General features: G+C 74.7%; 24 protein-coding genes. 14 read left to right on the forward strand and 10 right to left on the reverse strand.

All coding sequences use genetic code 11. The features are described 5' to 3' along the window. Nucleotides 1–18: 18 nt before the first annotated feature. Complete coding sequence (locus ACIP60_RS01910; RefSeq protein WP_400678985.1) at nucleotides 19–1191, reverse strand: exonuclease SbcCD subunit D; 1173 nt, start codon at nucleotides 1189–1191, stop codon at nucleotides 19–21. Between the two features lie 212 nt (nucleotides 1192–1403). Between ACIP60_RS01910 and ACIP60_RS01915 the strand changes: the two genes are divergently transcribed. Together ACIP60_RS01915 and ACIP60_RS01920 are read left to right on the forward strand one after the other, a co-directional pair. Continuing rightward, entirely contained in the window at nucleotides 1404–1997 is a 594-nt protein-coding gene (locus ACIP60_RS01915; RefSeq protein WP_400678987.1) for a hypothetical protein, read from the forward strand. A gap of 274 nt (nucleotides 1998–2271) precedes the next feature. Next, nucleotides 2272–3069: an SGNH/GDSL hydrolase family protein gene (locus ACIP60_RS01920; protein ID WP_400678988.1), complete on the forward strand. Its 798-nt coding sequence runs from the start codon at nucleotides 2272–2274 to the stop codon at nucleotides 3067–3069. Nucleotides 3070–3165: 96 nt separating this feature from the next. Here ACIP60_RS01920 and ACIP60_RS01925 read toward each other — a convergent pair whose 3' ends face one another. Continuing rightward, nucleotides 3166–4281 (reverse strand): polysaccharide deacetylase family protein, encoded by a 1116-nt coding sequence (locus ACIP60_RS01925; RefSeq protein ID WP_400678990.1) that lies wholly within the window; start codon nucleotides 4279–4281, stop codon nucleotides 3166–3168. A 151-nt stretch (nucleotides 4282–4432) separates the two neighbouring features. Beyond that, nucleotides 4433–6253 carry an AMP-dependent synthetase/ligase gene (locus tag ACIP60_RS01930; protein ID WP_400678992.1) on the reverse strand — a complete coding sequence of 607 codons (1821 nt, stop codon included), beginning with the start codon at nucleotides 6251–6253 and terminating at the stop codon, nucleotides 4433–4435. Between the two features lie 388 nt (nucleotides 6254–6641). Here ACIP60_RS01930 and ACIP60_RS01935 point away from each other — a divergent pair, with 388 nt between their 5' ends. The 5 genes from ACIP60_RS01935 to ACIP60_RS01955 all read left to right on the forward strand — a co-directional run bounded on the left by ACIP60_RS01935 (nucleotide 6642) and on the right by ACIP60_RS01955 (nucleotide 12181). Next, entirely contained in the window at nucleotides 6642–9317 is a 2676-nt protein-coding gene (locus ACIP60_RS01935) for a nitrate- and nitrite sensing domain-containing protein (RefSeq protein WP_400678994.1), read from the forward strand. Next, nucleotides 9314–9733, forward strand: a complete 420-nt coding sequence (locus tag ACIP60_RS01940) for a roadblock/LC7 domain-containing protein (protein ID WP_400678995.1) — start codon at nucleotides 9314–9316, stop codon at nucleotides 9731–9733. The genes ACIP60_RS01935 and ACIP60_RS01940 overlap by 4 nt, the downstream gene beginning before the upstream one ends. A gap of 8 nt (nucleotides 9734–9741) precedes the next feature. After that, nucleotides 9742–10263 (forward strand): DUF742 domain-containing protein, encoded by a 522-nt coding sequence (locus tag ACIP60_RS01945; protein ID WP_400678996.1) that lies wholly within the window; start codon nucleotides 9742–9744, stop codon nucleotides 10261–10263. Continuing rightward, entirely contained in the window at nucleotides 10244–10852 is a 609-nt protein-coding gene (locus ACIP60_RS01950; protein WP_400678997.1) for a GTP-binding protein, read from the forward strand. Before ACIP60_RS01945 ends, ACIP60_RS01950 begins: the two co-directional genes overlap by 20 nt. A gap of 642 nt (nucleotides 10853–11494) precedes the next feature. Further along, complete coding sequence (locus tag ACIP60_RS01955; RefSeq protein WP_400678998.1) at nucleotides 11495–12181, forward strand: winged helix-turn-helix domain-containing protein; 687 nt, start codon at nucleotides 11495–11497, stop codon at nucleotides 12179–12181. A gap of 103 nt (nucleotides 12182–12284) precedes the next feature. On the opposite strand, the gene ACIP60_RS01960 is transcribed toward ACIP60_RS01955, so the two are convergent. Further along, the gene (locus tag ACIP60_RS01960) at nucleotides 12285–13067 is read right to left on the reverse strand and encodes an IclR family transcriptional regulator (RefSeq protein ID WP_100839554.1); all 783 of its coding nucleotides are present in this window, start codon (nucleotides 13065–13067) and stop codon (nucleotides 12285–12287) included. A gap of 336 nt (nucleotides 13068–13403) precedes the next feature. On the opposite strand from ACIP60_RS01960, the gene ACIP60_RS01965 reads away from it, so the two are divergent. From ACIP60_RS01965 to ACIP60_RS01990, 6 genes are all read left to right on the forward strand, one after another. Further along, nucleotides 13404–14414 (forward strand): ABC transporter substrate-binding protein, encoded by a 1011-nt coding sequence (locus ACIP60_RS01965; protein ID WP_400679000.1) that lies wholly within the window; start codon nucleotides 13404–13406, stop codon nucleotides 14412–14414. A gap of 69 nt (nucleotides 14415–14483) precedes the next feature. Continuing rightward, nucleotides 14484–15521: an NrtA/SsuA/CpmA family ABC transporter substrate-binding protein gene (locus tag ACIP60_RS01970; RefSeq protein WP_400679001.1), complete on the forward strand. Its 1038-nt coding sequence runs from the start codon at nucleotides 14484–14486 to the stop codon at nucleotides 15519–15521. Nucleotides 15522–15655: 134 nt separating this feature from the next. Continuing rightward, nucleotides 15656–16468, forward strand: coding sequence for an ABC transporter permease (locus ACIP60_RS01975; RefSeq protein ID WP_400679909.1), 813 nt, complete (start codon nucleotides 15656–15658; stop codon nucleotides 16466–16468). After that, complete coding sequence (locus ACIP60_RS01980) at nucleotides 16465–17199, forward strand: ABC transporter ATP-binding protein (RefSeq protein WP_100839551.1); 735 nt, start codon at nucleotides 16465–16467, stop codon at nucleotides 17197–17199. Before ACIP60_RS01975 ends, ACIP60_RS01980 begins: the two co-directional genes overlap by 4 nt. A gap of 26 nt (nucleotides 17200–17225) precedes the next feature. After that, the gene (locus ACIP60_RS01985; RefSeq protein WP_400679003.1) at nucleotides 17226–18134 is read left to right on the forward strand and encodes an ABC transporter substrate-binding protein; all 909 of its coding nucleotides are present in this window, start codon (nucleotides 17226–17228) and stop codon (nucleotides 18132–18134) included. Between the two features lie 5 nt (nucleotides 18135–18139). Beyond that, nucleotides 18140–19210 (forward strand): LLM class flavin-dependent oxidoreductase, encoded by a 1071-nt coding sequence (locus tag ACIP60_RS01990; protein WP_400679005.1) that lies wholly within the window; start codon nucleotides 18140–18142, stop codon nucleotides 19208–19210. Nucleotides 19211–19322: 112 nt separating this feature from the next. On the opposite strand, the gene ACIP60_RS01995 is transcribed toward ACIP60_RS01990, so the two are convergent. Next, complete coding sequence (locus ACIP60_RS01995; RefSeq protein WP_400679006.1) at nucleotides 19323–20312, reverse strand: aldo/keto reductase; 990 nt, start codon at nucleotides 20310–20312, stop codon at nucleotides 19323–19325. A gap of 176 nt (nucleotides 20313–20488) precedes the next feature. On the opposite strand from ACIP60_RS01995, the gene ACIP60_RS02000 reads away from it, so the two are divergent. Continuing rightward, entirely contained in the window at nucleotides 20489–20938 is a 450-nt protein-coding gene (locus ACIP60_RS02000; protein ID WP_400679007.1) for a group III truncated hemoglobin, read from the forward strand. Between the two features lie 71 nt (nucleotides 20939–21009). On the opposite strand, the gene ACIP60_RS02005 is transcribed toward ACIP60_RS02000, so the two are convergent. From ACIP60_RS02005 to ACIP60_RS02025, 5 genes are all read right to left on the reverse strand, one after another. Further along, the gene (locus ACIP60_RS02005; protein ID WP_400679009.1) at nucleotides 21010–22326 is read right to left on the reverse strand and encodes an MFS transporter; all 1317 of its coding nucleotides are present in this window, start codon (nucleotides 22324–22326) and stop codon (nucleotides 21010–21012) included. Nucleotides 22327–22529: 203 nt separating this feature from the next. Continuing rightward, complete coding sequence (locus ACIP60_RS02010) at nucleotides 22530–22649, reverse strand: class III lanthipeptide (RefSeq protein ID WP_198545003.1); 120 nt, start codon at nucleotides 22647–22649, stop codon at nucleotides 22530–22532. A gap of 96 nt (nucleotides 22650–22745) precedes the next feature. Beyond that, the gene (locus tag ACIP60_RS02015) at nucleotides 22746–22865 is read right to left on the reverse strand and encodes a class III lanthipeptide (protein WP_193588066.1); all 120 of its coding nucleotides are present in this window, start codon (nucleotides 22863–22865) and stop codon (nucleotides 22746–22748) included. Nucleotides 22866–22941: 76 nt separating this feature from the next. Next, nucleotides 22942–23061, reverse strand: a complete 120-nt coding sequence (locus ACIP60_RS02020) for a class III lanthipeptide (RefSeq protein ID WP_193588066.1) — start codon at nucleotides 23059–23061, stop codon at nucleotides 22942–22944. A gap of 77 nt (nucleotides 23062–23138) precedes the next feature. After that, complete coding sequence (locus ACIP60_RS02025; RefSeq protein ID WP_199847198.1) at nucleotides 23139–23258, reverse strand: class III lanthipeptide; 120 nt, start codon at nucleotides 23256–23258, stop codon at nucleotides 23139–23141. Nucleotides 23259–23290 lie beyond the last annotated feature (32 nt).

A 23290-nucleotide genomic window follows, 5' to 3' on the forward strand; every position in this document is an offset into this window, starting at 1 on the left:
AGCGGAGGGGGCAGGGCGTCATCGGGCGCTCTCCTCGGCCCGGCCGGCCGCCGCGCGGCGCACCGACTCCAGGCCCTCCAGCAGCCAGGACTGCTCGTCGCCGTCCAGCTCCCGGCCGGGGCGGACGTGGGCGACGAAGCCCTCCACCACCTCCTGGTCGGTGCGCCCGCGCACCCGCTGCGCGTAGGAGGTCCGGGCGGCCCGCTCGCCGCCCTCCGGTTCGAAGAGCAGTTGCAGGGTGTGCGGGAAGCGGGCCCGCAGCCGCTCCATCGCGTCGGCCGGGCGGACCGGGTCGGTCAGGGTGGCCTGCACCCAGCGGTCGACGGCGTACGCGTACGTCTCGGCGGCCAGCAGCTCGTCCAGCCGGCCCCGCAGCCGGGCGAGGCGGCGCGGCACCGGGCAGGGCACCCGGCGGGCCTCGACGGCGCCCGCCGCGTCCAGCTCGACCAGCCACATCGACTTCTCGTGCGCCGTCTCGGAGAAGGAGTACGCCAGCGGGGAGCCGGAGTAGCGCAGGTGCGGGGCGAGGGTCTGGCAGCCGTGCAGGTGGCCGAGCGCCGCGTAGTGCACGCCGTCGAACACCGCGGCGGGGACGGACTCCACCCCGCCGACCGCGATGTCGCGCTCGCTGTCGCTGGCCGCGCCGCCGGTGACGAAGGCGTGCGCCAGGACCACCGCGCGGGTGCCCGCGGGGCGGGCGGCCAGGTCGGCGCGGACCCGGTCCATCGCCGCGGCCAGCACCTGCTCGTGGCCGCCCCGGGCCAGCCCCAGCCGCTCGCGCACCAGGGCGGGCTCCAGGTAGGGCAGCCCGTAGACCGCCACCGGCCCGTGCGCGTCGGCGAGCAGCACCGGCTCGGCCAGCGCGCCGGGGTCGGTGCGCAGGTGGATGCCGGCCCGGTCGATCAGCCGGGACGCGACGCCCAGCCGCCGGGCCGAGTCGTGGTTGCCGGAGATGAACACCGTCGGCACGCCCAGCTCGGCCAGTCGCCACAGCACCTCGTCGAAGAGCGCCACCGCCTCCAGCCCGGGCAGCGCCCGGTCGTAGACGTCCCCCGCGACCAGCACCGCGTCCACCCGCTCGGCCGCCGCGGTCGCCACCAGGTGCTCCAGGAACACCCGCTGGGCCTCGTGCAGGCTCTCCCGGTGGAAGGACCGCCCCAGGTGCCAGTCCGAGGTGTGCAGCAGTCTCACGCCGACGCTCCCCGCAGCATGTCCCGTCACTCCTCGTCGATTCGGTGGTCCGGTCCGGCCGAGTACGAGTATCACAGGTGGCGGACAGCGCTCCGGGCGCGCGGCGGCGCGGGCGGTGACCCGGGTGGCGGCCGGGACTGTTCATCGGTCGGGTGTTCGGGGAAGATCATCAGGTGGTGCCGCGGGCCTACCGGGAGAGCGGAGGGAGTGGGATGGGCATCGAGTACAGCCCGGAGATCTCCGAACTGCTCGGGCGGGTGCGGCGCCGGCCGAACGCGGGGTGGCCGTGGCGGCCGGCGGAGGCGGTGCCGGCCGGGCTGCCGGTGAAGCAGTCCTGGGGGTGGCTGTTCGCGCCGGACGGGCGGGTGCTGACGCTGGTGAACCCGCGCGACGGGGTGGTCAGCCTGCCGGGCGGCTCGCTGGAGCCGGAGGACGCGGGGGACCCGGGGCGGGCGCTGGCCCGGGAGGCGGCGGAGGAGGCGCAGGCGCTGATCGGCGGGCCGGTCTACCTCGGCTACCTGTACGACCGGGTGGGGTCGGCCAACGGCGGGCACGAGTGCGCGCGGGTGCGGATGGCGGCGGCGCTGCTGGGGGCGGGGCCCTCGGCGCCCGACCCGGCGTCGGGGCGGCACTACCGGCGGCTGCTGGTGGCGCCGGGCCTCGCGGTGGAGCTGCTCGGCTGGGGGCTGCCGGGGCTGCGGCAGGCGCGGGCGGCGGTGGCGGCGGCCGCCGCCCGGTGGGGGGTGCCGGTGCGGGCGGACGAGACGATCGAGGAGTTGCCGGCCGCGGGCTGCCGACTGCGCTGAGCCCCGCCGCGCCCCCGCCGTTCCCCGGCCGTTCCCCGGTCGTCCCCCGCCGGGCCGGTCCGGCGGTCCGACCGGACGTCAAGCACCCTTTCCGATGGTGCGATCACCCGCTGATGGTATTTCCGCAGCCCAGGTCAGGGGCGGGTCTGCGCGCGTAGCTCCCCGTTGGGGCGGCATTCCGTGAACGTTCGTCAACTTCTTTGGCATGAGCGCTTCCCCCCGGACCTACCGACTGGTATCCAATGTGTGGCCTGCGTCACTCATGGAGGATCAGATGTCTCGCGTCCGTGCCGTTTCCGTCGCCCTCACCGCGGCGGCCCTGTCCCTCACCACCCTCGCCGCCGCCACCGAGGCGAACGCCGCCGGCGTGCGCTACGCCGCGCTCGGCGACTCCTACTCGGCCGGCGTCGGCTCCGGCAGCTACACCAGCGAGAGCGGCAGTTGCAGCCGTAGCACCAAGGCGTACCCGTACCTGTGGAACGCCGCGCACGCGCCCACCTCGTTCTCGTTCGTGGCCTGTTCGGGGGCCAGGACCGACGACGTGATCGCCAACCAACTGGGCGTCCTGAACACCTCGACCACCCTGGTCTCGATCACCATCGGCGGCAACGACGCGGGCTTCGCCTCCACCATGCAGACCTGCGTGCTGAACAGCGAGAGCTCCTGCCTGAGCGCCGTCAACACGGCCAAGAGCTACGCCACCAACACCCTGCCGGGCAAGCTCACCAACCTGTACGGGCAGATCAAGTCGAAGGCGCCCAACGCGAAGGTCGTGGTGCTGGGCTACCCGCACCTGTACAAGGTGCCCGGCAGCTGCATCCTCGGGATCTCGGACACCAAGCGGACCGCGATCAACGGCGCGGCGGACACCCTGGACACGGTCATCGCCAAGCAGGCGGCGAACGCCGGGTTCACCTTCAAGGACGTCCGGACGGTCTTCGCCGAGCACGAGATCTGCGGCTCCTCGACCCAGTGGCTGAACAGCACCGCGCTGCCGATCAGCGACAGCTACCACCCGAACGCGAGCGGCCAGGCCGGCGGCTACCTGCCGTCGTTCAGCGCCGCGGCCTGACGCACCGGCGGTAGGCGGCAGCCCGTCCGGGGGGACGGACGACCGGTGGCCGGGCTCGTGGAAGGAGCCCGGCCACCGGCGTTCCCGGGGCGGCGCTCAGCGCAGGTGGTCGCCGAGCGCGGCGGGCCGCAGACCGGCCTGCCCGGCCGCGTCCAGCGCGCGCCGGAGGTCGTCGGCCAGGGTGTCGGTGAAGTGCATGATGATCACGTCGCCGGGCTGGAGCGGGCCGCCGTGGTAGACGTTCGCGGCGCCCGAGGTGAAGTCGGCGGTCGCGGTCAGCACGTGCGCCATGCCGCAGTTGGCGGCGGCCTGGAGGGTGTCGTCGTCGAAGGCGAAGTAGGGCGGCCGGAAGACCGTCGGGACGGTGCCGTAGCGCGCGGTGACCGCGTCCCGGGCGTCGCAGATCTCGGCCTGCTGCTCGGCCGGGGAGAGCGTGGTCAGGTCGCGGTGCGAGACGCCGTGGTCCTGGATCGAGGAGCCGGGCGCGGCGGTGACCCGGCGGAAGTAGTCCGGCTCGAAGCCCTCCGGCATCGGCAGCGGGAAGGCGGTCACCGGCAGCGCGCGGTCGGCGATCAGCCGGGCCGCCTCCGGGGTGCGGGTCCAGCCGTCGTCGACGGTCAGGAAGACGACCTCGTCGTCGGTCGGCACGTTCCAGGTGGCGGGCGCGGGCGCCGGGCGGTCGCCGGTGACCGCCACGTCGTCCACCGCGACCGGGCCCTGGCCGTACCAGCCGTGCACGTACAGCTGCACCGAGGTAGTGGCCGGGCCGGTGGTGAAGCCGGTCGACAGCCGCTGCCAGCCGTCCCCGGTGGACGCCGTCCAGGCCGGGGCGACGTCGTGGCCGGTGCCGGTGGCGCCGAGGAAGGCGTACGAGCCGTGCACCCAGGCGCGGTACGTGTAGGAGGTGTTCGGGCGCACCGCCAGGGTCTGGGTGCACTGGCCGGTGGAGTCGCCGGCGGCGGGGGTGATCACCAGGGCGGCGGTGCCGGTGCGGGCGGCGGTGGTGAGCGCGCCCTCGCCGGGCGCGCAGTGCCAGCCGGGGACCGAGCCCCAGTCGGCCAGCGGCAGGGTGGGGATCTCGAAGCCGGGGTTGGTGGCCAGGTTCGGCGCGGGGGCCGGGGCGTCCGCGTGCGCGGCCGGGACGGTGGCGGCGGAGGCCAGCGCGGCGGTGGCGGCGAGCGCCGCGAGACGGCGACGGGCGGAACTGAGCACGGGTCAACTCCATTGTGGGGGAAGGGCGGAGGGGTGAACCCCGGAGGGGCGGGGATCGGGTGGGGGTCCTGCCGCACCAGGCCGGTGCACACAATGGACTGGACCAATCCCGGCGGTCAAGCGGAACCCGCCGACCGGCCGCCGAGATCGGTCAACCGGCGTAGAGCTCCTCGATGTCCGCCGCGTACCGCTCCGCCACCGCCGCCCGGCGGATCTTCAACGAGGGCGTCAACAGCCCCTCCTCCAGGGAGAACTCGCGCGGCAGCAGCCGGAACGCCCGGATCGACTCGGCCCGCGACACCGTGGTGTTCGCCGCCCCCACCGCCCGCTGCACCTCCTGGTGCAGCTCCGGGTCGGTGAGCGCCTGCCACGTCTCCAGCGGCGGCCGCCCGCGTGCCCGCAGCCAGTGCGCCAGCGCCACCGCGTCCAACGTGATCAGCGCCGCCAGGTACGGCCGGTCGTCGCCCACGATCAGGCACTGCGCGATCAGCGGGTGCGCCCGCACCCGCTCCTCCAGCACCGCCGGGGCCAGGTTCTTGCCGCTGGAGGTGACGATCACCTCCTTCTTGCGGCCGGTCAGCGTCAGGTAGCCGTCCTCGTCCAGCACCCCCAGGTCCCCGGTGGCCAGCCAGCCCCGGCACAGCGCCTCGTCCGAGCAGCGCGGGTGGTTGAGGTACCCGGAGAACACGCCCGGGCCCTTCACCCACACCTCGCCGTCCTCGGCGATCGCCACCGTCGAACCCGGCAGCGGACGCCCCACCGTGCCGAACTTCGGCCGCCGCGGCGGGTTCGCGGTCACCGGCGCGGACGACTCGGTCAGCCCGTAGCCCTCGTACACCGTCATGCCCGCGCCCGCGAAGAACAGCCCCAGCTCCCGGCCCAGCATCGACCCGCCGGTCATCACCGCCCGCACCCGGCCGCCCAGCACCTCCCGCACCCGCTGGTACACCAGCCGCTCGTACGCGGCGTGCCGCACCCGCAGCGCCGGCGAGGGGCCCGGGCCGGTGCGGTGCGCCCGGCGCTCCCAGGCCGCCGCCCACTCGACGGCCACCCGCTCGGCCTGCTCGAACAGCTCCAGCCGGCCCGCCGCCTCGGCGGCCTCCCGGGCCCGCCGGTGGATCTTCTCGAAGACGTACGGCACCGCGTGCAGGAAGGTCGGCCGGAACGCGGCCAGGGCCGGCAGCAGGCTGTCCGAGGCCAGCTTCGCGTGGTGGCCGATCCGGATCCCGCCGCGCACCGCCGCCACCTGGGTCAGCCGCCCGAACACGTGCGCCAGCGGCAGGAACAGCAGGGTGGCCGGCTGCCCGCCGTCGGTGTCGCGGAACACCTCGTCCCAGCCCGCCAGCAGGGCGTCCGCCACCGCCGCGAAGTTGCCGTGGGTCAGCAGGCAGCCCTTGGGGCGGCCGGTGGTGCCCGAGGTGTAGATGACGCTGGCCAGCGAGTCCGCCGTCACCCCCAGCCGCTGACGGTGCACCAGCGCGTCCGGCACGCCCGCGCCGTCCGCCGCCAACTGGGCCACGCAGCCGCGGTCCAGCTGCCAGATGCCGGTCAGCTCCGGCAGCGCGTCGCACACCGCGCCGACCGTCATCGCCTGGTCCTCGTCCTCCACCACGCAGGCCACCGCCGAGGTCTCCGCCAGGATCCAGCGGACCTGGTCGGCCGAGGCCGTCGGGTACACCGGGACCGGGATCGCCCCCACCGACCAGAGCGCGTAGTCGAACAGCGTCCACTCCCAGCGGGTCGCCGACATCACCGCGACCCGGTCGCCGTAGCGCACCCCCCGGGTCAGCAGGCCCTTGGCCAGCGCCAGCACCTCGTCGCGGAACCCGGCCGCCGTCACCGGCGTCCAGACGCCGTCCACCAGCCGCGACATCAGCGACAGCCGCGGCTCCCGCTCGGCCCGGTCGAACACCGAGTCGGCCAGCCCGCCGGCCGGCCCGCCGCCCAGCGCGGGGCTGCTGAACTCTCGCACGGTACCCCCCGATCCCGCCCCGATCCCGCCCCGAACCACCCACCCGGACCCGGCCCGCACGGCCCGGTCCGCACGGCCGGCCGAGGGCCGGACCGCGGTACCGGCGAAGCTACCCGATCGGCGCGGCGCTGCCCAGAGTCACCGTCCGGCGACGCCCCGCACCGGAGTAAGCCCCGCAGGTCGGGGCCATGCCAGACCCCGGCGGGGAAATTAAAGGACGATCCGGACAACAGCCGATCACGATGCACTTCCACCCTACGAACGGGCGGTCAGGAAGTAGTAGGCTCGCGGCTCTCGAACCCGCCCGCACCCACCCCTGCCCGCGCGCACCCGCCCCCGCCCGCCCGCGTCCGACAACCTTCCCGCCCGAGGACCACTAAGGACCCGTATGCGCCTGCGCCGCAGCTCGATCCGCGCGAGGATCGTCGCGCTGCTCCTGGTGCCCATCGCGGCGCTCAGCGGCCTGTGGGTGTACGCCACGCTCGTCACCACCGGCGACGTGTGGAGCCAGATCGACCTCGGCTCCACCTACACCGCCTTCGGCGACCCCGCCGACCGGTACGCCTACGACCTCCAGCAGGAACGCGCCGCCGCCGTGCTGCGGCTGGCCGCCCCCGCGAACGCCGGCTACGCCGCCGCCTACGACAAGGCCCGCACCACCACCGACCGCGACCTCCAACTGCTGCGCTACCAGGGCACTAGCCACGACGCCGGCAAGCTCGACGCCGACCAGCGCGCCCGCTACCAGGACGTGCTCGCGGTCGCCGACCAGCTCGGCGCGATCCGCAACCAGATCGCCCAGTCCCGGCAGAGCTGGGACGGCGCGCTCAAGGACTACAGCGACCTGATCAACCCGGTCTTCGCGTTCCGCTCCTCCTTCATCGCCAAGCAGACCGGCTCGCTGCCCCGCCAGGGCACCATCCTGGTCGAGCTCTCCCGGGCCGGCGAGTACCTCTCCCAGGAGACCGCCGCGATGCGCGCCCTGCGGGCCGCCACCCTGGCCGACGCCCAGGACCCGCGCAAGCAGCAGGTCGCCCTGGACGCCATGAACGCCCAGCAGGCGCTGTTCCGGATCTACATCGCCGAACTCGACGACCAGGACCGGCAGGCGTACAACGCGCTGCGCCTGGGCTGGAACTGGAGCTGGCTCACCGCCGCCGAGACCGGCTTCGACAAGGCCGCCGACCGGGCCCTGGAGGTGCGCGGCGGCCCCACCGACTCCTGGGGCGACCCCGCCGACAAGGTCCTCACCGACATCGACGCGATCAACTCCCGGCTGGCCAAGGAGCTCGGCGACCGGGCCCGCGACAGCGCGATCGACGCCCTGGTGCGCGGCGGCACGGCCGGCCTGATCGGCCTCACCGCGGTCGTCCTGTCGATCGTCATCTCCTACCGCACCGGCCGCCGCCTGGTGCGCGAACTCGTCGGCCTGCGCAACGCCGCCGCCGACCTGTCCGCCACCCGGCTGCCCTCCGTGATGCTCCGGCTGCGCCGCGGCGAGGCCGTCGACGTGGTCACCGAGGTGCCCCAACTGGAGTTCGGCGCGGGGGAGATCGGCCAGGTCGGCCGGGCCTTCAACGAAGTCCAGCGGGTCGCCGTCGAGGCCGCCGTCGAACAGGCCGAACTGCGCCGCGGCGTCTCCGCCGTCTTCGTCAACCTGGCCCGCCGCTCCCAGGTGCTGCTGCACCGCCAGCTCACCCTGCTCGACACCATGGAGCGCCGCACCGAGGACCCGCGCGAACTGGAGGACCTGTTCCGGCTCGACCACCTCACCACCCGCATGCGCCGCCACGCCGAGGGCCTGATCATCCTCTCCGGCGGCTCGCCCGGCCGCGCCTGGCGCAAGCCGGTCCGGATGGTCGACGTGGTGCGCGCCGCCGTCGGCGAGGTCGAGGACTACGCCCGGGTGCAGGTGCGCCCGTTCCCCGGCACCGGCCTGCTCGGCTCCGCGGTCGCCGACGTCACCCACCTGGTCGCCGAACTCGTCGAGAACGCCACCGTGTTCTCGCCGCCGCAGACCCAGGTCACCGTCCAGGGCGAGGTGGTCGCGCACGGCTTCTGCCTGGAGATCGACGACCGCGGCCTCGGCCTGGGCGAGCAGCACCTCGAGGAGATCAACCAACGCCTGTCCGTGGAGCAGGAGTTCGACCTCGCCGACACCGACCGGCTCGGCCTGTTCGTGGTCTCCCGGCTGGCCCGCCGGCACGGCATCCGGGTGCACCTGCGGCCCAGCCCCTACGGCGGCACCTCCGCGGTCGTGCTGATCCCGCGCGAACTGCTCGCCGAGACCGTCGAGACCGCCCCCGACGCACCCCGGCAGGGCGCCGAGGACACCGGCACCCACCGCCGCCCGCCCGCCCCGGCCGCCGCCTCCACCGCGGTCGCCGTCCCGGCCCGCGGCCAGGGCGCGCACGCCGCGCCCGCCGCCGCGCTCGGCGGGCCCCGCCCGTCCGAGGCCGAGCCGTCCCGCACCCCCGGCGGGCTGCCCCGCCGCCGGGCCGCCGCCGCGGCCCCGCAGGCCGCCGCCGGGGGCACCGGGCGCCACCGCCGCCCCGAGGAGGACGGCGAGCGGCCCGCGCTGCCCGCCGCCGCCTCCACCGCCACCGCCGCCGGACCGGCCGCCGGACCGGCCGCCGGACCGGCGCTCACCCCGGTGGCCGGCGGGCTGCTGCCCAAGCGGGTCCGGCAGGCCAGCCTGGCCCCGCAACTGCGGCCCGGCGCCGAACCGGAGGCCGCCGAACCGGCCCGCGAGCGCGACCCCGAGGAGGCCCGCTCCGCGTTCGCCTCCTTCCAGCGCGGCTTCGCCCGCGGCCGCGGCGACCGGCTCCAGCCCGCCTCGCTCACCGTGGTGCGCTCCGAGCCGGAGTCCCCCGACGGCGCCCGCACCCCCGAACGGCCCGCGCCGCTCCGCCCCCCGGGGCCCGGACAGCCGCCCCGGCTCCGGATCGCGCTGCCGTCCGCACCGGTGCCGCACGCGCTGCCCGCCGCCCCCGCCCGCTCCGTCCCGCCGGCGCACCCGACGCCGACCGCACCGCCCGCACCAGCAGAAGGAACCGAATCATGACCGCAACAACACCGCCGTCCGGGGACCTCGACTGGCTCCTCAACGACCTGGTCGGCCGGGTGGCGACCCTTCGGCATGCGGTGATCCTGTCCAGTGACGGCCTGGCCACCGGCGTCTCCAGCGGCCTGGACCGGGAGGACGCCGAGCACCTCGCGGCGGTCGCCGCGGGCTTCCACAGCCTCGCCAAGGGCGCCGGACGGCACTTCCGGGTCGGCGGCGTCCGGCAGACCATGGTCGAGCTGGACGACGCCTTCCTGTTCATCACCGCCGCCGGCGACGGCAGCTGCCTGGCCGTGCTCAGCGACGCCGAGTCCGATGTGGGCCAGATCGCCTACGAGATGGCACTGTTGGTCAAGCGCGTCGGCGAGCACCTGGCCGCCGAGCCGAGGACCGACACCACGCCGCCCGGGAGATGACCGATTCGATGAGCGAGCCCGAGCCGACCGAGCCGACCGGGGCCCCCGCCCCGGCCGACCTCAGCGGTGCGACCGCGGACGGGCAGGCGGCCGGCGAAGGACCGGTCGACCTGTTCGCCCCCCGCACCCCGGTGGACGACCGCTGGTTCGACGACGAGGCCGGACCGGTGGTCCGGCTCTTCTCCATGACCAGGGGGCGCGCCCGCCCGGTCGACGACGGCCTGTTCGACCTGATCTCGCTGGTCACCGCCGCCGGGCCGGACCCCGGCCCCGGCGGCGCCCGGCCCGAGCTCACGCCCGACCTCACGCTCGACCCGGAACACCACGCGATCCTCGGACTCTGCCGCGACGAGCCGCTGAGCGTCGCCGAGCTGGGGTCCTACACCGACCTGCCGGTGAGCGTGGTCCGGGTCCTGCTCGGGGACCTCCACGACGCCGACCTGATCAGCGTCACCCGACCCGTCCAGCTCGCCCAACAACCGGACGAGCGCCTGCTGCGAGACGTGATCAATGGCCTCCGTGCACTCTGACGCCCCGTCGTCCCCCGCCGCCCGCAAAGCCCCCTGGGGCGCCGACGCGGTCAAGATCCTGATCGCCGGCGGCTTCGGCGCGGGCAAGACCACCCTGGTGGGCGCGGTCAGCGAGATCCGCCCGCTGCGCACCGAGGAGCTGCTCAGCGAGGTCGGCCGGCCGGTCGACGACACCGCCGGGGTGGAGGCCAAGCGCACCACCACCGTCGCCATGGACTTCGGCCGGATCGACCTCCGGCCCGGCCTGGCCCTCTACCTGTTCGGCACCCCCGGCCAGGACAGGTTCTGGTTCGTCTGGGACGAGCTGGCCCGCGGCGCCCTCGGCGCGGTCGTCCTCGCCGACACCCGGCGGCTGGCCGACTCCTTCCCCTCGGTCGACTACTTCGAGCAGCGCGGCATCCCGTTCGTGGTCGCCGTCAACTGCTTCGAGGGCACCGAGGTCTACGCCCCCGAGGACGTCCGTGCCGCGCTCGACCTGCCGGCCGGGGTGCCGGTGCTGCTGTGCGACGCACGGCGGCGCGAGGACGGCAAGGAGCTGCTGATCCGGCTGGTCGAGCACGCGGCGGCCCGCGCGGGGGTGCGGCTGTAGCACCGCCGGGGCGCGCCCGCAGCACCGTCGTGGCGCGCCCGTGACGCGGCCGTCGTGGGGCTGTCGTGGGGTTGTTGTGCGCCCGTTGCACTGCCGCTGCCGACTTCTGACGTCCGTGCAGGTCAGCGCGGTGGCGTCCGGATGGTGGACGGTTTCCGTCTCGGTCTGCGGATGGGGTGGTGCAGTGGGTTGCCTTCCGGGCACCGGGCGTGGAAGTCTCGTACCCGTGCCCGCTGCCGTTCCGCCGCGGGCCCGACACCATTTCGGGGGAGGAGCAGCGCCATGACCGTCTCGGTCCGCCTCGCCGCACTCCCCGTGCTCACCGTCCGCCGGTACATCGACCACGGCCGGATCTACAGCACCTGCTGTCGCTGACGCACCGCCACTCCTCCCCGCTCGACGCCGGGGAGTGGCGGTTCCGTGCGTCCCGACGACCCCCTGCCGCGCTCCGGAGAGCAGCCGTGCACCTTCGCACCCTCCTCGAACCGTTCTGGCCCTCGCGCCGGAACCACCACTTCGACCAGACCTGTCGGCGCGCACCCCGCGCCTCCCGGCCTCGGACCTGACCCACCGTCAACCCCCGTGCGCCGGAAGCGCAGACGACGACCACCCCCCGACCGTCACGCGCGAAAGAGCCCTCACATGTCGTACGCCACCGCCACCGCCACCGCCGCCACCACCTCGACTCCGCACCTGCGCGCGGTCCGCGCCCTCCCCAACCTCGCCCCCGCCACCACCGTGACCGAGCACCGGCGGCCGATCCCGCCGCGGTCGGTGGGCGCGGCCGTCGCCCCCGCCCCGGTGTCCGTCGCCCCGGCCCCCGCGCCGGAGAGCCTGCTGGCCGGGCTCCAGGACGGCGCGGCCGTGGTCGCCGCCCTCCCGCAGTCCGTCCTGCCGCAGGCGCTGCTGGCGCAGCTCGGCGCGGCCAACTCCCCGCTGGTGGGCTACCTGGTGCTGGTGCCCGCGGAGAGCCAGAGCGCCGCCGCCACCACCGCCGCGGTCGCCGAGGCCCCCGCGGCCCGCCCGTTCACCCGCCCCGCCGACAGCGGCATCTCCGTCGACCTGGACCGCCGCAACGCGTACGTCGACGGCTCCCTGCTCGACCTCACCTACCTCGAGTTCGAGCTCCTCGCCCACCTCACCGAGCACCCGCACCGGGTGCACACCCGCGACCAGCTGGTCCACACCGTCTGGGGCTACGGCCACGTCGGTGACGGCCGCACCGTCGACGTGCACGTCGCCCGCCTGCGCCGCAAGCTCGGCGCGGCCTACCGCGACACGATCGTCACCGTCCGCCGGGTCGGCTACAAGTACGCGCCGGCCGCGTAGCGGGCGCGACACGCGACGGGGGAACGCGCGCGAGCGGTACCCCACCGGCGAGGCCGTGGCCGGGGCGACGACAGGTCGTCCCGGCCACGGCCTCGCCGCGTGTTCAGCGCTGGTCCGGGGGGAGCAGGAGGACCGCCAGGGCCCGGGCGCAGGTGTGGGCGTGGGCGAGGGTGCGGGGGAGCGCCTCGTCGGGCAGGTGGGCGGGGGTGGAGCGGACGGCGAGGGCGAAGCGGGCGGTGCCGGCGCGGTCGAGCACGGGGACGGCCAGGGTGCGGACGCCGGTGGCGGACTCGCCGTCGTTGAGGGCGTAGCCGCGCTCGCGGGTGCGGGCGAGTTCGGCGTCGAGGGCGGCCGGGTCGGTGAGGGTGCGCGGCGTGTAGGCGGGCAGCGGTCCGCGCAGCGGCGTCTCGGCGGGGGAGGGCCAGGCGAGCAGCACCTTGCCGAGCGCGGTGGAGTGCAGCGGGCGGCGCAGGCCGAGGCCGGTGGAGGGCAGGACGGAGCCGCCGACCAGGATCACGGCGTGCGGGCCGGAGCGGATGGCGAGGTCGGCGGTGGCGCCGGTGCGCCGGGCCAGCTCGGCGAGTTCGGGGCCGGCCAGGTGCAGTCCGCGTTGGTGGAAGCTGAGTTGGCCGAGTTCGGCGACGGCCGGGCCGAGCCGGTAGCGGGCGGTGCGCTCGTCCTGGTCGAGGAAGCCGGTGGCGACCAGGGTACGGGCCAGGCGGTGCGCGGTGGAGACGGACAGGCCCATCCGGCGGGCGAGTTCGGAGGCGCTCAGGTCGGGCCCGTTGTCGTGGAAGCAGTGCAGCAGGCCCAGCGCCCGGTGGACCGCCTGGGCGCCGGGCGGCGGGCCGGTCGGCGGGGCGGGGAGGGTTCCGGGGCCGGGCATCGCACCTCTTCGTGGGTCGGCTCGTCGGGTCAACTTCCGTGCTTTTACCAGGATATGGGAGTGATCACTGCGGCAGTGTGTCGGCAGTATTGCGGCTGTCCGGCCTTCCGTGAACAGGTGATCCCATCATCTGGCAAGGCTTGATTCCACCCCCGGCCGGGTGGAACGCTCAGCTCACCAGCCGGTCCGAACAGGAAGGAGTCCACCGTGAAGACGTACCGGGGCCACTCCTCCTGTTGTCGCTGACCGCGCCCGAAGCCCTTCTCCCGCCGCGCCCGCCTTCCCACCATGCGGAAGGCCCGGCGCGCGCCGCCCGCTGATCCCCGGAGCCCCGCCATGAGCACGTCCCCCGCCGCGCCGCCGTACCCCGACACCCTGTGGTTCACCCGCTGCCCCGTGCCGACCGCCACCGGCATCGCCGCCGACCGGGGCTGGCTGGCCGAGGAGTTCGCGGCCGAGGGCATCGCGGTGCGCTCCCTCCAGGACGTCCCGCCGGAGGTCGCCGCCGACCACCACTACACCCACGCGCTGGCCGGGCTCTTCCGCGAGGGCGGCAACGTCCCGGCGCTGTGGGCGCGTTCGCGCGGCGAGCGGACCAGGCTGATCGGCCTGACCTGGATCGAGGAGCGGCAGAGCGTCCTGGTCCGGGAGGGCAGCGGCATCACCTCCGCCGAGCAGCTGCGCGGACGGCGGCTCGCCCTGCCCCGGCACCCGATCGCCATCGACTTCTGGCGGGCGATGGCGCTGGCCGGCCACCACGGGGCGCTCGCCTCGGCCGGGCTCACCCTCGACGACGCCGAACCGGTCGACGTCGAGGCGGCCCCCGGCGGCGGCCAGTGGGAGGCCGAACTCGCCGCGCTGGCGGACGGCCGGGTGGACGCCGTGTACGTGAAGGGTGCGCTCGCCGTCGAGGCCGCCCGCCGCCACGGGGCCGTCCCCGCCGTGGAGTTGGACGCGCTGCCGGACCGCCGGCACCGGGTCAACAACGGCACCCCGCGCCCGATCACCGTCCACCAGCAACTGCTGGACGAGCACCCCGAGCTGGTGGCCCGCTTCTTGGCCGTCCTGCTGCGGGCCGCCGACTGGGCGGCCGGGCAGCCGGGCGAGGTGGCCCGCATCCTCGGCGCCGAGACCGGCGCCGGTCCCGAGGGCGTCGCCGGCGCGTACGCCGAGGGCGGCCACCGCACCCTGCACCCCGACCTGTCCGCCGACCGCCTCGACCTGCTCGCCCGGCAGGAGGAGTTCCTGCACGCCCACGGCTTCCTCGCCGACCGGGTCGACGTCCACGCCTGGGCCGACCCCGCTCCGCTGGCCGCCGCCCGCGACCTGCTCGCGCGGCGGCCGTGACCGCCCGCCCCCTCCCGCCCTCCTGATCCCCCGCTGACCCCCGCTCGGCACCCCCTGTTGGAGAGACCCATGCACACCCCCGTCCGCCGCCGCTCCCTGCTCGCCGCCACCGCCCTGACCGCCGTCGCCGCACTCGCCCTGACCGCCTGCGGCTCGTCCGCCGAGAACGCCGCGGCCTCGGCCGACGGGAAGGGCGGTGCGGAGGTGGTGCTGAGAGTGCCGGACCCCGGCAACTCCGGCTTCCTCGCCAAGGGGAAGCAGGACGGCTCGCTGGACAAGGCGCTGGCCGCCGTGCACGCCAAGGTGACCTGGACCGGCAGCGCCGGCCCGTTCGCCCCCGCCGCGCAGGCCCTGAACGCCGACCAACTGGACGTCGCCCAGGGCTCGATCACCTCGGCGGTCGCCGCGCTCGCCCAGAAGCCCGGCTTCAAGCTGTTCTCGCAGACCGAGCCCGACCAGGCCGGCGAGGGCATCCTGGTGAAGAACGGCTCGCCGATCAAGGAGGTCAAGGACCTGGTCGGCCGGAAGGTCGCCGTCTCGCAGGGCGGCACCTCCGAGTACCTGCTGCTCAAGGCACTGGAGAAGAACGGCATCCCGGCCGACAAGGTCGAGCGGGTCTACCTGCGGGCCGACCAGACCTCCGGCGTCTTCAACTCCGGGCAGGTCGACGCCTGGGCGACCTGGAACACCTTCTCGATCCCCGCCATCGCCAACGCCGACGCGCACTTCCTGGTCGACGGCAAGGCCGTCGGCAGCGACAACTACGCGGTGTGGGCGGTGCGTTCGGCCTTCGCCGACAAGCACCCCGAGGTGGTGCGGGCGTTCTACGACTACCTGCACGAGAACGGCGCCAAGGAGAAGGCCGACCCGGCCGCCTACCTCAACGTCTTCACCGACGCCGGGCCGACCGCCGTCACCCCCGCCGAGCGGACGATCGCGGTCGACTTCGGCAGGCAGCGCGCCGTGGACGCCCCGATCACCGCCGCCGACACCGCCCGCTTCGACGTGGTCGCCAAGTTCTACGCCGACCAGGGCGTCACCAAGACCCAGGTGGACGTCAAGCCCTACCTGATCGACATCAACTCCCTCGCCGGGAGCGGGAAGTGACCACCGCCACCACCACCGGCGGGGCCACCACCGGCGGCACCGAGGCGGCGACCGGCACCGAGGCGGCGACCGGCACCGAGGCGGCGACCGGCACCGAGGAGGCGACCGGCACCGAGGCGGCCCGGGCCGCCGGGCTGGTCGCCCCCCGGGCCCGGGCCGCCACGACCCGGCCGCGCGGCGTCTCGCTCGCCCTGCGCACCCTGGGCCCGCTGGCCCTGCTCGCCGCCTGGCAGATCTCCTCCGCGACCGGCGCGCTCACCCCCGACGTGCTCGCCTCGCCCGGCCAGGTCGTCCAGGCCGTACGGGAGTTGTGGGGCAACGGGCAGCTCACCGACGCGCTGTCCACCTCGCTGACCCGGGCCGCCCTCGGCCTGCTGTTCGGCGCCGGCGCCGGCCTGGTGCTCGGCGTGGTCACCGGCTTCTTCCGGCTCGGCGAGGAACTGCTCGACTCCGCCGTCCAGGTGCTGCGCACCGTCCCGTTCCTGGCGCTGGTGCCGCTGTTCATGGTCTGGTTCGGCATCACCGAGACCGCGAAGATCGCGCTGATCGGCGTCGCCACCTCCTTCCCGATGTACGTCTCCACCTCCGGCGGCGTCCGCAACACCGACCGCAAGCTCGTCGAGGCGATGCGCAGCTTCGGGCTCTCCCGCTGGGCGATCGTCCGCGAGGTGGTGCTGCCCGGCGCGCTGCCCGCGCTGCTGTCCGGGCTGCGGCTGTCGATGACGCTCAGCGTGATCGCGCTGATCGCCGCCGAGGAGATCAACTCCACCGAGGGGATCGGCTACCTGATGGCCCAGGCGCAGAACTTCTCGCGCACCGACGTGCTCGCCGTCTGCATCCTGATCTACGGCCTGCTCGGCCTGGCCGCCGACGGCGCGGTGCGCGTCCTGGAACGCGTGCTGATGCCCTGGCGCCCCGGCACCGGACGGCGGGGGACCGGACGATGAGCGACACCCGCACCCCCGCCGTCCACCTCCGGGGCCTGCGCCGGGTGTTCGGCACCCGCGCCGTCCTGGACGGCATCGACCTGGACATCGCCCGCGGCGAGTTCCTGGCCCTGCTCGGCGCGTCCGGCACCGGCAAGACCACCCTGCTGCGCATCCTCGGCGCGCTCGACCGGGCCGACGGGGGCACCGTGCTCGTGCCGCCCTCGCGGACCGTGGTCTTCCAGGAACCCCGGCTGATCCCGTCCAAGCGCGTCCTGGGCAACGTCACCGTCGGCCTGCCGCGCGGCGCCGCCACCCGGGAGACCGGCCGCCGGGCCCTGGCCGAGGTCGGCCTCGCCGACCACGCCGACGCCTGGCCCGGCACCCTCTCCGGCGGCGAGGCGCAGCGCGCCGCGCTCGCCCGGGCCCTGGTCCGGGAGCCCGAACTGCTGCTGCTGGACGAGCCGTTCGCCGCCCTGGACGCGCTCACCCGGCTGCGCATGCAGGACCTGGTCGGCGAACTGTGCCGCAAGCACCGGCCCGCCGTCCTGCTGGTCACCCACGACGTGGACGAGGCGATCCGGCTCGCCGACCGGGTGGCCGTCCTGCGCGACGGCGCGCTCGTCCGCGACGAGACCGTCGCCGTCGACCACCCCCGGGACCCGGCCGACCCCGACTTCGCGGCGCTGCGCCGCCGCCTGCTCGCCGACCTCGGCGTGCACCGGGACACCGCACCGCAGCACGCCAACTGACCCACCGCCCGAGAGAAGAGACCGCCATGACCGTCACCGTCGGTGTGCACCGCTCCAACCCGTCGCTCTACCACCTGGCCCGACTCGACTACCTCCAGCAGGAGTTGGCCCCGCTCGGCGAGAGCGCCGAGTTCCACCACTACACGGACGGCACCAGGACCGGCCCCTACCTGGCCGACGGCACCATCGACTTCGGCGGCACCGGCTCCACCCCGCCGATCACCGCCCAGGCCGCCGGCCACGACATCGTCTACACCGCCGTCTCCGCGCCCCGCCCCGACCACGGCGCGCTGCTGGTCGCCGCCGACGGCCCGGTGCACTCCGTCGCCGACCTGAAGGGCGCCACCGTGGTGCTCGGGATCGGCTCCTGGCAGACCCACCTGCTCGCCAAGGCCCTGCACCAGCACGGACTTTCGTACCGCGACGACATCAGCGCCGAGCGCCCGGCCGGGGACGAGGCCGAGCGGCTGCGCGACGGCCGGATCGCCGGCTGGATCGCCCAGGGCGCGGAACTCGCCGCCGCCCGCCGCACCGGCGAGTTCCGCGAACTGATCCGGACCGGGGACGTCATCACCGACCGCTCGGTGTTCTTCGCCCGCCGCGAACTCGCCGTCCAGCGGCCCGAGGTGGTCGCCGCCATCGTCACCGCCCTCCAGCGCGCCGACCACTGGGCCGCCGCCCACCCCGCCGAGGCCGCCGCGCTCGCCGCCGAGGACCAGGGCGGCGAGGCCGCCGACTGGCACACCGCGCTCGCCGCGCTGCCCTGGCGGTTGGAGCCCGCCACCGCCGCGTTCGTCGCCGAGCAGCAGGAGGCCGCCGACATCTTCCACGGCGTCGGCTTCATCGACCGCCCCGTCACCGTCGCCGACATCCACCTGCCCGAGCTGGAGCAGCCCGTCGCCGCCGCCATCGCCCGCGCCGCGCAGGAAGGCTGAGCGCCGTGGCCACCGAAGTCCTCTGGTACCTGATCCCGCGCGAGGGCCACTACCCGTGGGAGCCCGAAGGCCGCCGTCCGGTCGACCTCGGCTACCTCCAGCACCTGGCCGCCACCGTCGAGCGGCTCGGCTACACCGGCGCGCTGCTGGCCACCGACCAGTACGACGTGTGGGCGCTCGGCTCCGCGCTGGCCGCCGCCACCGGCCCCGGCTTCCAGCCGCTGCTGGCCGTCCACCCCGGCCTGATCTCGCCCACCCTGCTGGCCAAGATGGCGCTCTCCTTCGAGCACCTGCACGGCCCCGGCCGGCTGCGCTTCAACGTGGTCAACGGCTCCACCGGCCAGCTGCGCGAGTACGGCCTGCACGTCGAGCACGACGACCGCTACCGGCTGTCCGCCGAGTACTGGAGCCTGGTCAAGCGCCTCACCAGCGGCGAAGTCTTCGACCACGAAGGCGAGTTCTACCAGCTCAAGAACGCCGGGGCCTCGCTGCGCGACCTGCCGCCGCTGCGCGAGGGCCACATCCCGCTCTGGTTCGGCGGCTCGTCCCCGGCCGGCATCGAGGTCGCCGCCGAGCACGTCGACGTCTACCTCACCTGGGGCGAACCCCCGCACCTGCTCAAGGAGAAGCTGGAACGCGTCCGCGAACGCGCCGCCGCCCACGGCCGCACCCTGCGGCTCGGCCTGCGCCTGCACCTGATCGTCCGCGACACCGAGGAACAGGCGTGGGCCGCCGCCGACCGGCTGCTCGACGTCACCAGCGAGGCCACCTACGCCCGCCAGCTCGGCGGCCGGGCGGGCGAGGACGGCGTCGGCTGGCAGCGCCAGTTCCGCCAGCACGGCGGCCGGGTCCCGGCCCGCGCCCGCGAGCTGGAGACCCACCCCAACCTGTGGCCCGGCATGAGCCTGTTCCGCCCCGGCCCCGGCACCGCCGTGGTCGGCTCCACCGAGCAGGTCGTCGAACGGCTGCGGGAGTTCCAGGAGTTGGGCGTGGACACCTTCATCCTGTCCGGCAACCCGCTGCTGGAGGAGGCGTACCGGGTCGCCGAGACCGTCCTGCCGAAGCTGCACCCCTGAGTGCGCCCCTGAGCCCGGACCGCCCGAGCCCGGACCGGCGGGCGGCCGAACTTCCCCCGGCCGCCCGCCCGTCCACCCGGCTCCTCGCCCGGCCGGCCGCCTACCCGGTCGGCTACCTGCTCAGCCGGTCGATCTCGGCCAGCTCCTCGGCGGTCAGCGGACCGGCCGCCAGCGCGTCCAGGTTCTGGTCCAGCTGCTTCACGCTGGAGGCGCCGATGATCACCGACACCACCCGCTCGTCCCGCAGCACCCAGGACAGCGCCAGCTGCGCCAGGCTCTGTCCGCGGCCCTCCGCGACCTTCGCCAGCGCCCGCAGCTGCTCCAGCTTGGCGTCCGTCAGCGCCTCCTCCTTCAGGAAGTGGCCCACCGACATCCGCGACCCGGCCGGCACGTCACCCGACAGGTAGCGGTCCGTCAACAGGCCCTGCGCCAGCGGCGAGTAGGCGATCAGCGCGGTCTGCGTCTCGCCCACCGCGTCCAGCAGGCCCTGCTCCGGCTCCCGGTTCAGGATCGAGTAGCTGGCCTGGTTCAGCAGGCACGGCGTGCCCAGCTCGCGCAGGATCGCCACCGCCTCCCGGTGCTGCTCCGCCGGGTAGTTGGAGATCGCCGCGTACAGCGCCCGGCCCGAGCGCACCGCCGTGTCCAGCGCCCCCATGGTCTCCTCCAGCGGGACGGTCGGGTCCCACCGGTGCGAGTAGAAGACGTCGACGTAGTCCAGGCCCATCCGGCCCAGCGACTGGTCCAGGCTGGCCAGCAGGTACTTGCGGCTGCCGCCGTCCCCGTACGGGCCCGGCCACATGTCCCAGCCCGCCTTCGAGGCGATGAACAGCTCGTCCCGGAACGGGCGGAAGTCCTGCGCGAACAGGTAGCCGAAGTTGCGCTCCGCGCTGCCGTACGGCGGGCCGTAGTTGTTCGCCAGGTCGAAGTGGGTCACCCCCCGGTCGAAGGCCCGGCGCAGCACCGCGCGCTGCACGTCCAGCGGCTGGGTGTCACCGAAGTTGTGCCACAGGCCGAGCGACACGGCGGGCAGCTGCACGCCGCTGCGCCCGGCGCGGCGGTAGGTCATCGAGGCATAGCGGTCGTCCGCAGGGAGGAAGCTCATGACCAGCATCCTGCCAGGTGGCGACCCCCGACGGGACCAACGGCCCTGCCCCCGGACACCGCCCCGGCGTAGCCTGGCCGGGCGGGCACCGCGGCGCGCCACCGCCCGTGACAGCGCGTGAGGGCGGGTGGCGGCGCGCGTGACGGCCCGCGTGACAGCACCAGGAGGACACCGCCGTGGCACTGCCGGACATCACCAGCCGGGCCGACCTGGAACGGGCCCTCCGGCTCTTCTACCGCGCCGCCTTCGCCGACCCGCTGATCGGCCCGCACTTCACCGAGGTCGCCCGCCTCGACCTGGAGGCCCACCTCCCCGGGATCACCGACTTCTGGGAGAGCGCCCTGCTGCGCACCGCCGCCTACCGCGGCAACGCGCTCGCCCCGCACGCCGCCCTGCACGCCGTCGCCCCGCTCACCGCCGCGCACTTCGGCCGCTGGGTCCAGCTCTGGCGCGCCACCCTCGACGGCCGCCACACCGGCCCCGTCACCGAACGCGCCAAGGCCCAGGCCCAGCGGATCGCCGTCGCCATGCTGCGCCGCCTGGACGGGGGCGGCACCGACGGCGGCAGCGGCGGCTTCGTCCCGCTCGCGGCCGTCCGCCTGGCCTCCGGCGGCGCCGCGCCCTGACGGCCGGGCGACGCGTTCCGACGGCCGGGTGCCCGGTTCCGACGGCCGGGCGCCGGGTTCCGACGGCCCGGTCAGGTGTTCGCCACCGGGCGCGGCTCGACCGGGCGCGGCTCCACCGTCCGGGCCTTCGGCGCGGCGGGCTCCGCCGCCCGGGGCTCGCGCAGGTCGGGGATGCGGCGCAGGCCGCCGCTGACGGTGCTGTAGAGGGCCAGCGCCAGCAGCACGCCCGCGTTCAGCAGCAGCACGGTGGACGCCGAGAAGTGGTCCAGCAGGGCGCCGCTGACCAGCGGGCCGAACGGGACGAACAGCGCGGGCGCGATGCCGCAGGCGGTCTGCACCCGGCCCAGCAGGTGGTCCGGGACGGAGTGCAGCCGGGCCGCGGAGATCACCGCGTTCGCGGCGGGCGAGGTCAGGCCGCACAGGCCGATCACCAGCGCCGTGAACGCCACCCCGTAGCCGAGCGCGAGCAGCGGGGTCAGCAGCGCGGTGCTCCAGCAGACCGCCAGCACCAGGGTGCGCGGGGCGAGGGTCCGTCCGGCCTTGGCGGAGAACACCGCGCCGACCAGGTTGCCCGCGCCGGACATCGCGATGATCAGCCCGTTGTGGTAGCTGCCGCCGGGCCCGGCCTGCGCGCCCTGCGCGACCAGCACCACCACGATGCCGCTGAACACGAAGTTCACCAGCGCCGCGTTCACCAGCGTGTACCGCAGGAACGCGCTGCGCCGCACCTCCACCAGCCCCGTGGTCAAGTCGCGCAGGAACGGCGGGCGTTCGGCCTTCGGACGCCCCGCGCCCGGCGTCTCCTTCGGCAGCCGCACGAACAGCACGCACAGCGCGGACGCGGCGAACGAGGCGGCGTCGACCACGAACGGCAGCACCGGCGTGACGGCGTACAGCGCGGCACCGAGCATCGGCCCGCCCAGGGTGGCGACCGCCGAGCGGGCCTGCGCCATCGACACGGCGGTGGTCAGCTGGCTGCGCGGCACCACGTGCCGCAGCGCGGCCGAGGCGGCCGGCCCGAACGGGGCGCTGAGCAGGCTGTTCAGCACGGCCAGGCCCACCGCGAGCGGCAGGTTCACCCGGTCGGCGAGCACCGCCAGCGCGAACAGCGCGAAGGCCGCGGCCCGGGCCAGGTCGCAGAAGAGCATCACGGTGCGGCGGCTCAGCCGGTCGACCAGCACGCCGGCCGGGAAGCTGGCGAACAGCGAGGAGACGATCTCGGCGAAGGTGACCAGGCCGAAGTCGGTGATCGAGTGGGTGGCCGCCAGCAGGACCAGGGGAAGCGCGATGTACGTCGCCTGCGAGCCGAACGCGGACAGGGCGTGGGCCAGCCACAGGCGCTGGTAGTCGGGGTTGCGGTACAGCGGGGTGGGCGGGGCGTCTGCCACGGCGGTCCTCCCGGATCCGGAGCGGGCGGGGAATCGGGACTGGGAATCGGGACTGGGAATCGGGCTGGAAATCGGGCTGGAAATCGAGCGGGGAACGGAACGGCCGGGGCGGCCGGCACCCGGAAGGTGCCGGCCGCCCCGGCCGGACCCGGCCGCGCCCTACGGGGGTGAAGGGCGGGCCGGGGGGCGGTGTCCGGCGAGGATCAGACGGCGTCCTCTTCGATCTTGCTGTGGCAGTAGTTGCTGACGGTGCTCCACTCGTTGAGCTCGCCCTCGTCGGTGTCGGCGACGGACAGGTTCTGCAGCTTCAGGATCTCGGACATGGTGAACTCCTCTGTGATCGTGGGTTTTTGTGGTGCGGTGGGGTGGATCGGGATGGATCGGGGTGGAGCGGTGCCGGGCGGATCGAGCGGAGGGGCTTAGAGCGCGTCCTCTTCGATCTTGCTGCCGCAGTGGTTGCTGACGGTGCTCCAGTCGTTGAGCTCGCCCTCGTCGGTGTCGGCGACGGACAGGTTCTGCAGCTTCAGGATCTCGGACATGGTGAACTCCTCTTTGGTTGTGGGTGGTTGTGGCGCAGTGGGGTGGAGCGGTACCGGGCGGATCGAGCGGAGGGGCTTAGAGCGCGTCCTCTTCGATCTTGCTGCCGCAGTGGTTGCTGACGGTGCTCCAGTCGTTGAGCTCGCCCTCGTCGGTGTCGGCGACGGACAGGTTCTGCAGCTTCAGGATCTCGGACATGGTGAACTCCTCTGTGGTTGTGGGTGGTTGTCGGTGGTTGTGGCGCAGTGGGGTGGAGCCGGATCGAACGGGAAGGCTTAGAGCGCGTCCTCTTCGATCTTGCTGCCGCAGTAGTTGGAGACGGTGCTCCACTCGTTGAGCTCGCCCTCGTCGGTGTCGGCGACGGACAGGTTCTGCAGCTTCAGGACCTCGGACATGGTGAACTCCTCTGTTCTCGGTGGTGCGTCGA

Origin of the sequence: Kitasatospora sp. NPDC088783, assembly GCF_044750705.1 — a bacterium.
Taxonomy (GTDB): Bacteria; Actinomycetota; Actinomycetes; order Streptomycetales; family Streptomycetaceae; genus Kitasatospora; species Kitasatospora fiedleri.

Bases quoted from the DNA above. Each gene is read 5' to 3' on its own strand.
- ACIP60_RS01915 (WP_400678987.1), top strand. From the start codon at position 1,404: ATGGGCATCGAGTACAGCCCGGAGATCTCCGAACTGCTCGGGCGGGTG.
- ACIP60_RS01920 (WP_400678988.1), top strand. From the start codon at position 2,272: ATGTCTCGCGTCCGTGCCGTTTCCGTCGCCCTCACCGCGGCGGCCCTG.
- ACIP60_RS01935 (WP_400678994.1), top strand. From the start codon at position 6,642: ATGCGCCTGCGCCGCAGCTCGATCCGCGCGAGGATCGTCGCGCTGCTC.
- ACIP60_RS01940 (WP_400678995.1), top strand. From the start codon at position 9,314: ATGACCGCAACAACACCGCCGTCCGGGGACCTCGACTGGCTCCTCAAC.
- ACIP60_RS01945 (WP_400678996.1), top strand. From the start codon at position 9,742: ATGAGCGAGCCCGAGCCGACCGAGCCGACCGGGGCCCCCGCCCCGGCC.
- ACIP60_RS01950 (WP_400678997.1), top strand. From the start codon at position 10,244: ATGGCCTCCGTGCACTCTGACGCCCCGTCGTCCCCCGCCGCCCGCAAA.
- ACIP60_RS01955 (WP_400678998.1), top strand. From the start codon at position 11,495: ATGTCGTACGCCACCGCCACCGCCACCGCCGCCACCACCTCGACTCCG.
- ACIP60_RS01960 (WP_100839554.1), bottom strand. From the start codon at position 13,067: ATGCCCGGCCCCGGAACCCTCCCCGCCCCGCCGACCGGCCCGCCGCCC.
- ACIP60_RS01965 (WP_400679000.1), top strand. From the start codon at position 13,404: ATGAGCACGTCCCCCGCCGCGCCGCCGTACCCCGACACCCTGTGGTTC.
- ACIP60_RS01970 (WP_400679001.1), top strand. From the start codon at position 14,484: ATGCACACCCCCGTCCGCCGCCGCTCCCTGCTCGCCGCCACCGCCCTG.
- ACIP60_RS01980 (WP_100839551.1), top strand. From the start codon at position 16,465: ATGAGCGACACCCGCACCCCCGCCGTCCACCTCCGGGGCCTGCGCCGG.
- ACIP60_RS01985 (WP_400679003.1), top strand. From the start codon at position 17,226: ATGACCGTCACCGTCGGTGTGCACCGCTCCAACCCGTCGCTCTACCAC.
- ACIP60_RS01995 (WP_400679006.1), bottom strand. From the start codon at position 20,312: ATGAGCTTCCTCCCTGCGGACGACCGCTATGCCTCGATGACCTACCGC.
- ACIP60_RS02010 (WP_198545003.1), bottom strand. From the start codon at position 22,649: ATGTCCGAGATCCTGAAGCTGCAGAACCTGTCCGTCGCCGACACCGAC.
- ACIP60_RS02015 (WP_193588066.1), bottom strand. From the start codon at position 22,865: ATGTCCGAGATCCTGAAGCTGCAGAACCTGTCCGTCGCCGACACCGAC.
- ACIP60_RS02020 (WP_193588066.1), bottom strand. From the start codon at position 23,061: ATGTCCGAGATCCTGAAGCTGCAGAACCTGTCCGTCGCCGACACCGAC.
- ACIP60_RS02025 (WP_199847198.1), bottom strand. From the start codon at position 23,258: ATGTCCGAGGTCCTGAAGCTGCAGAACCTGTCCGTCGCCGACACCGAC.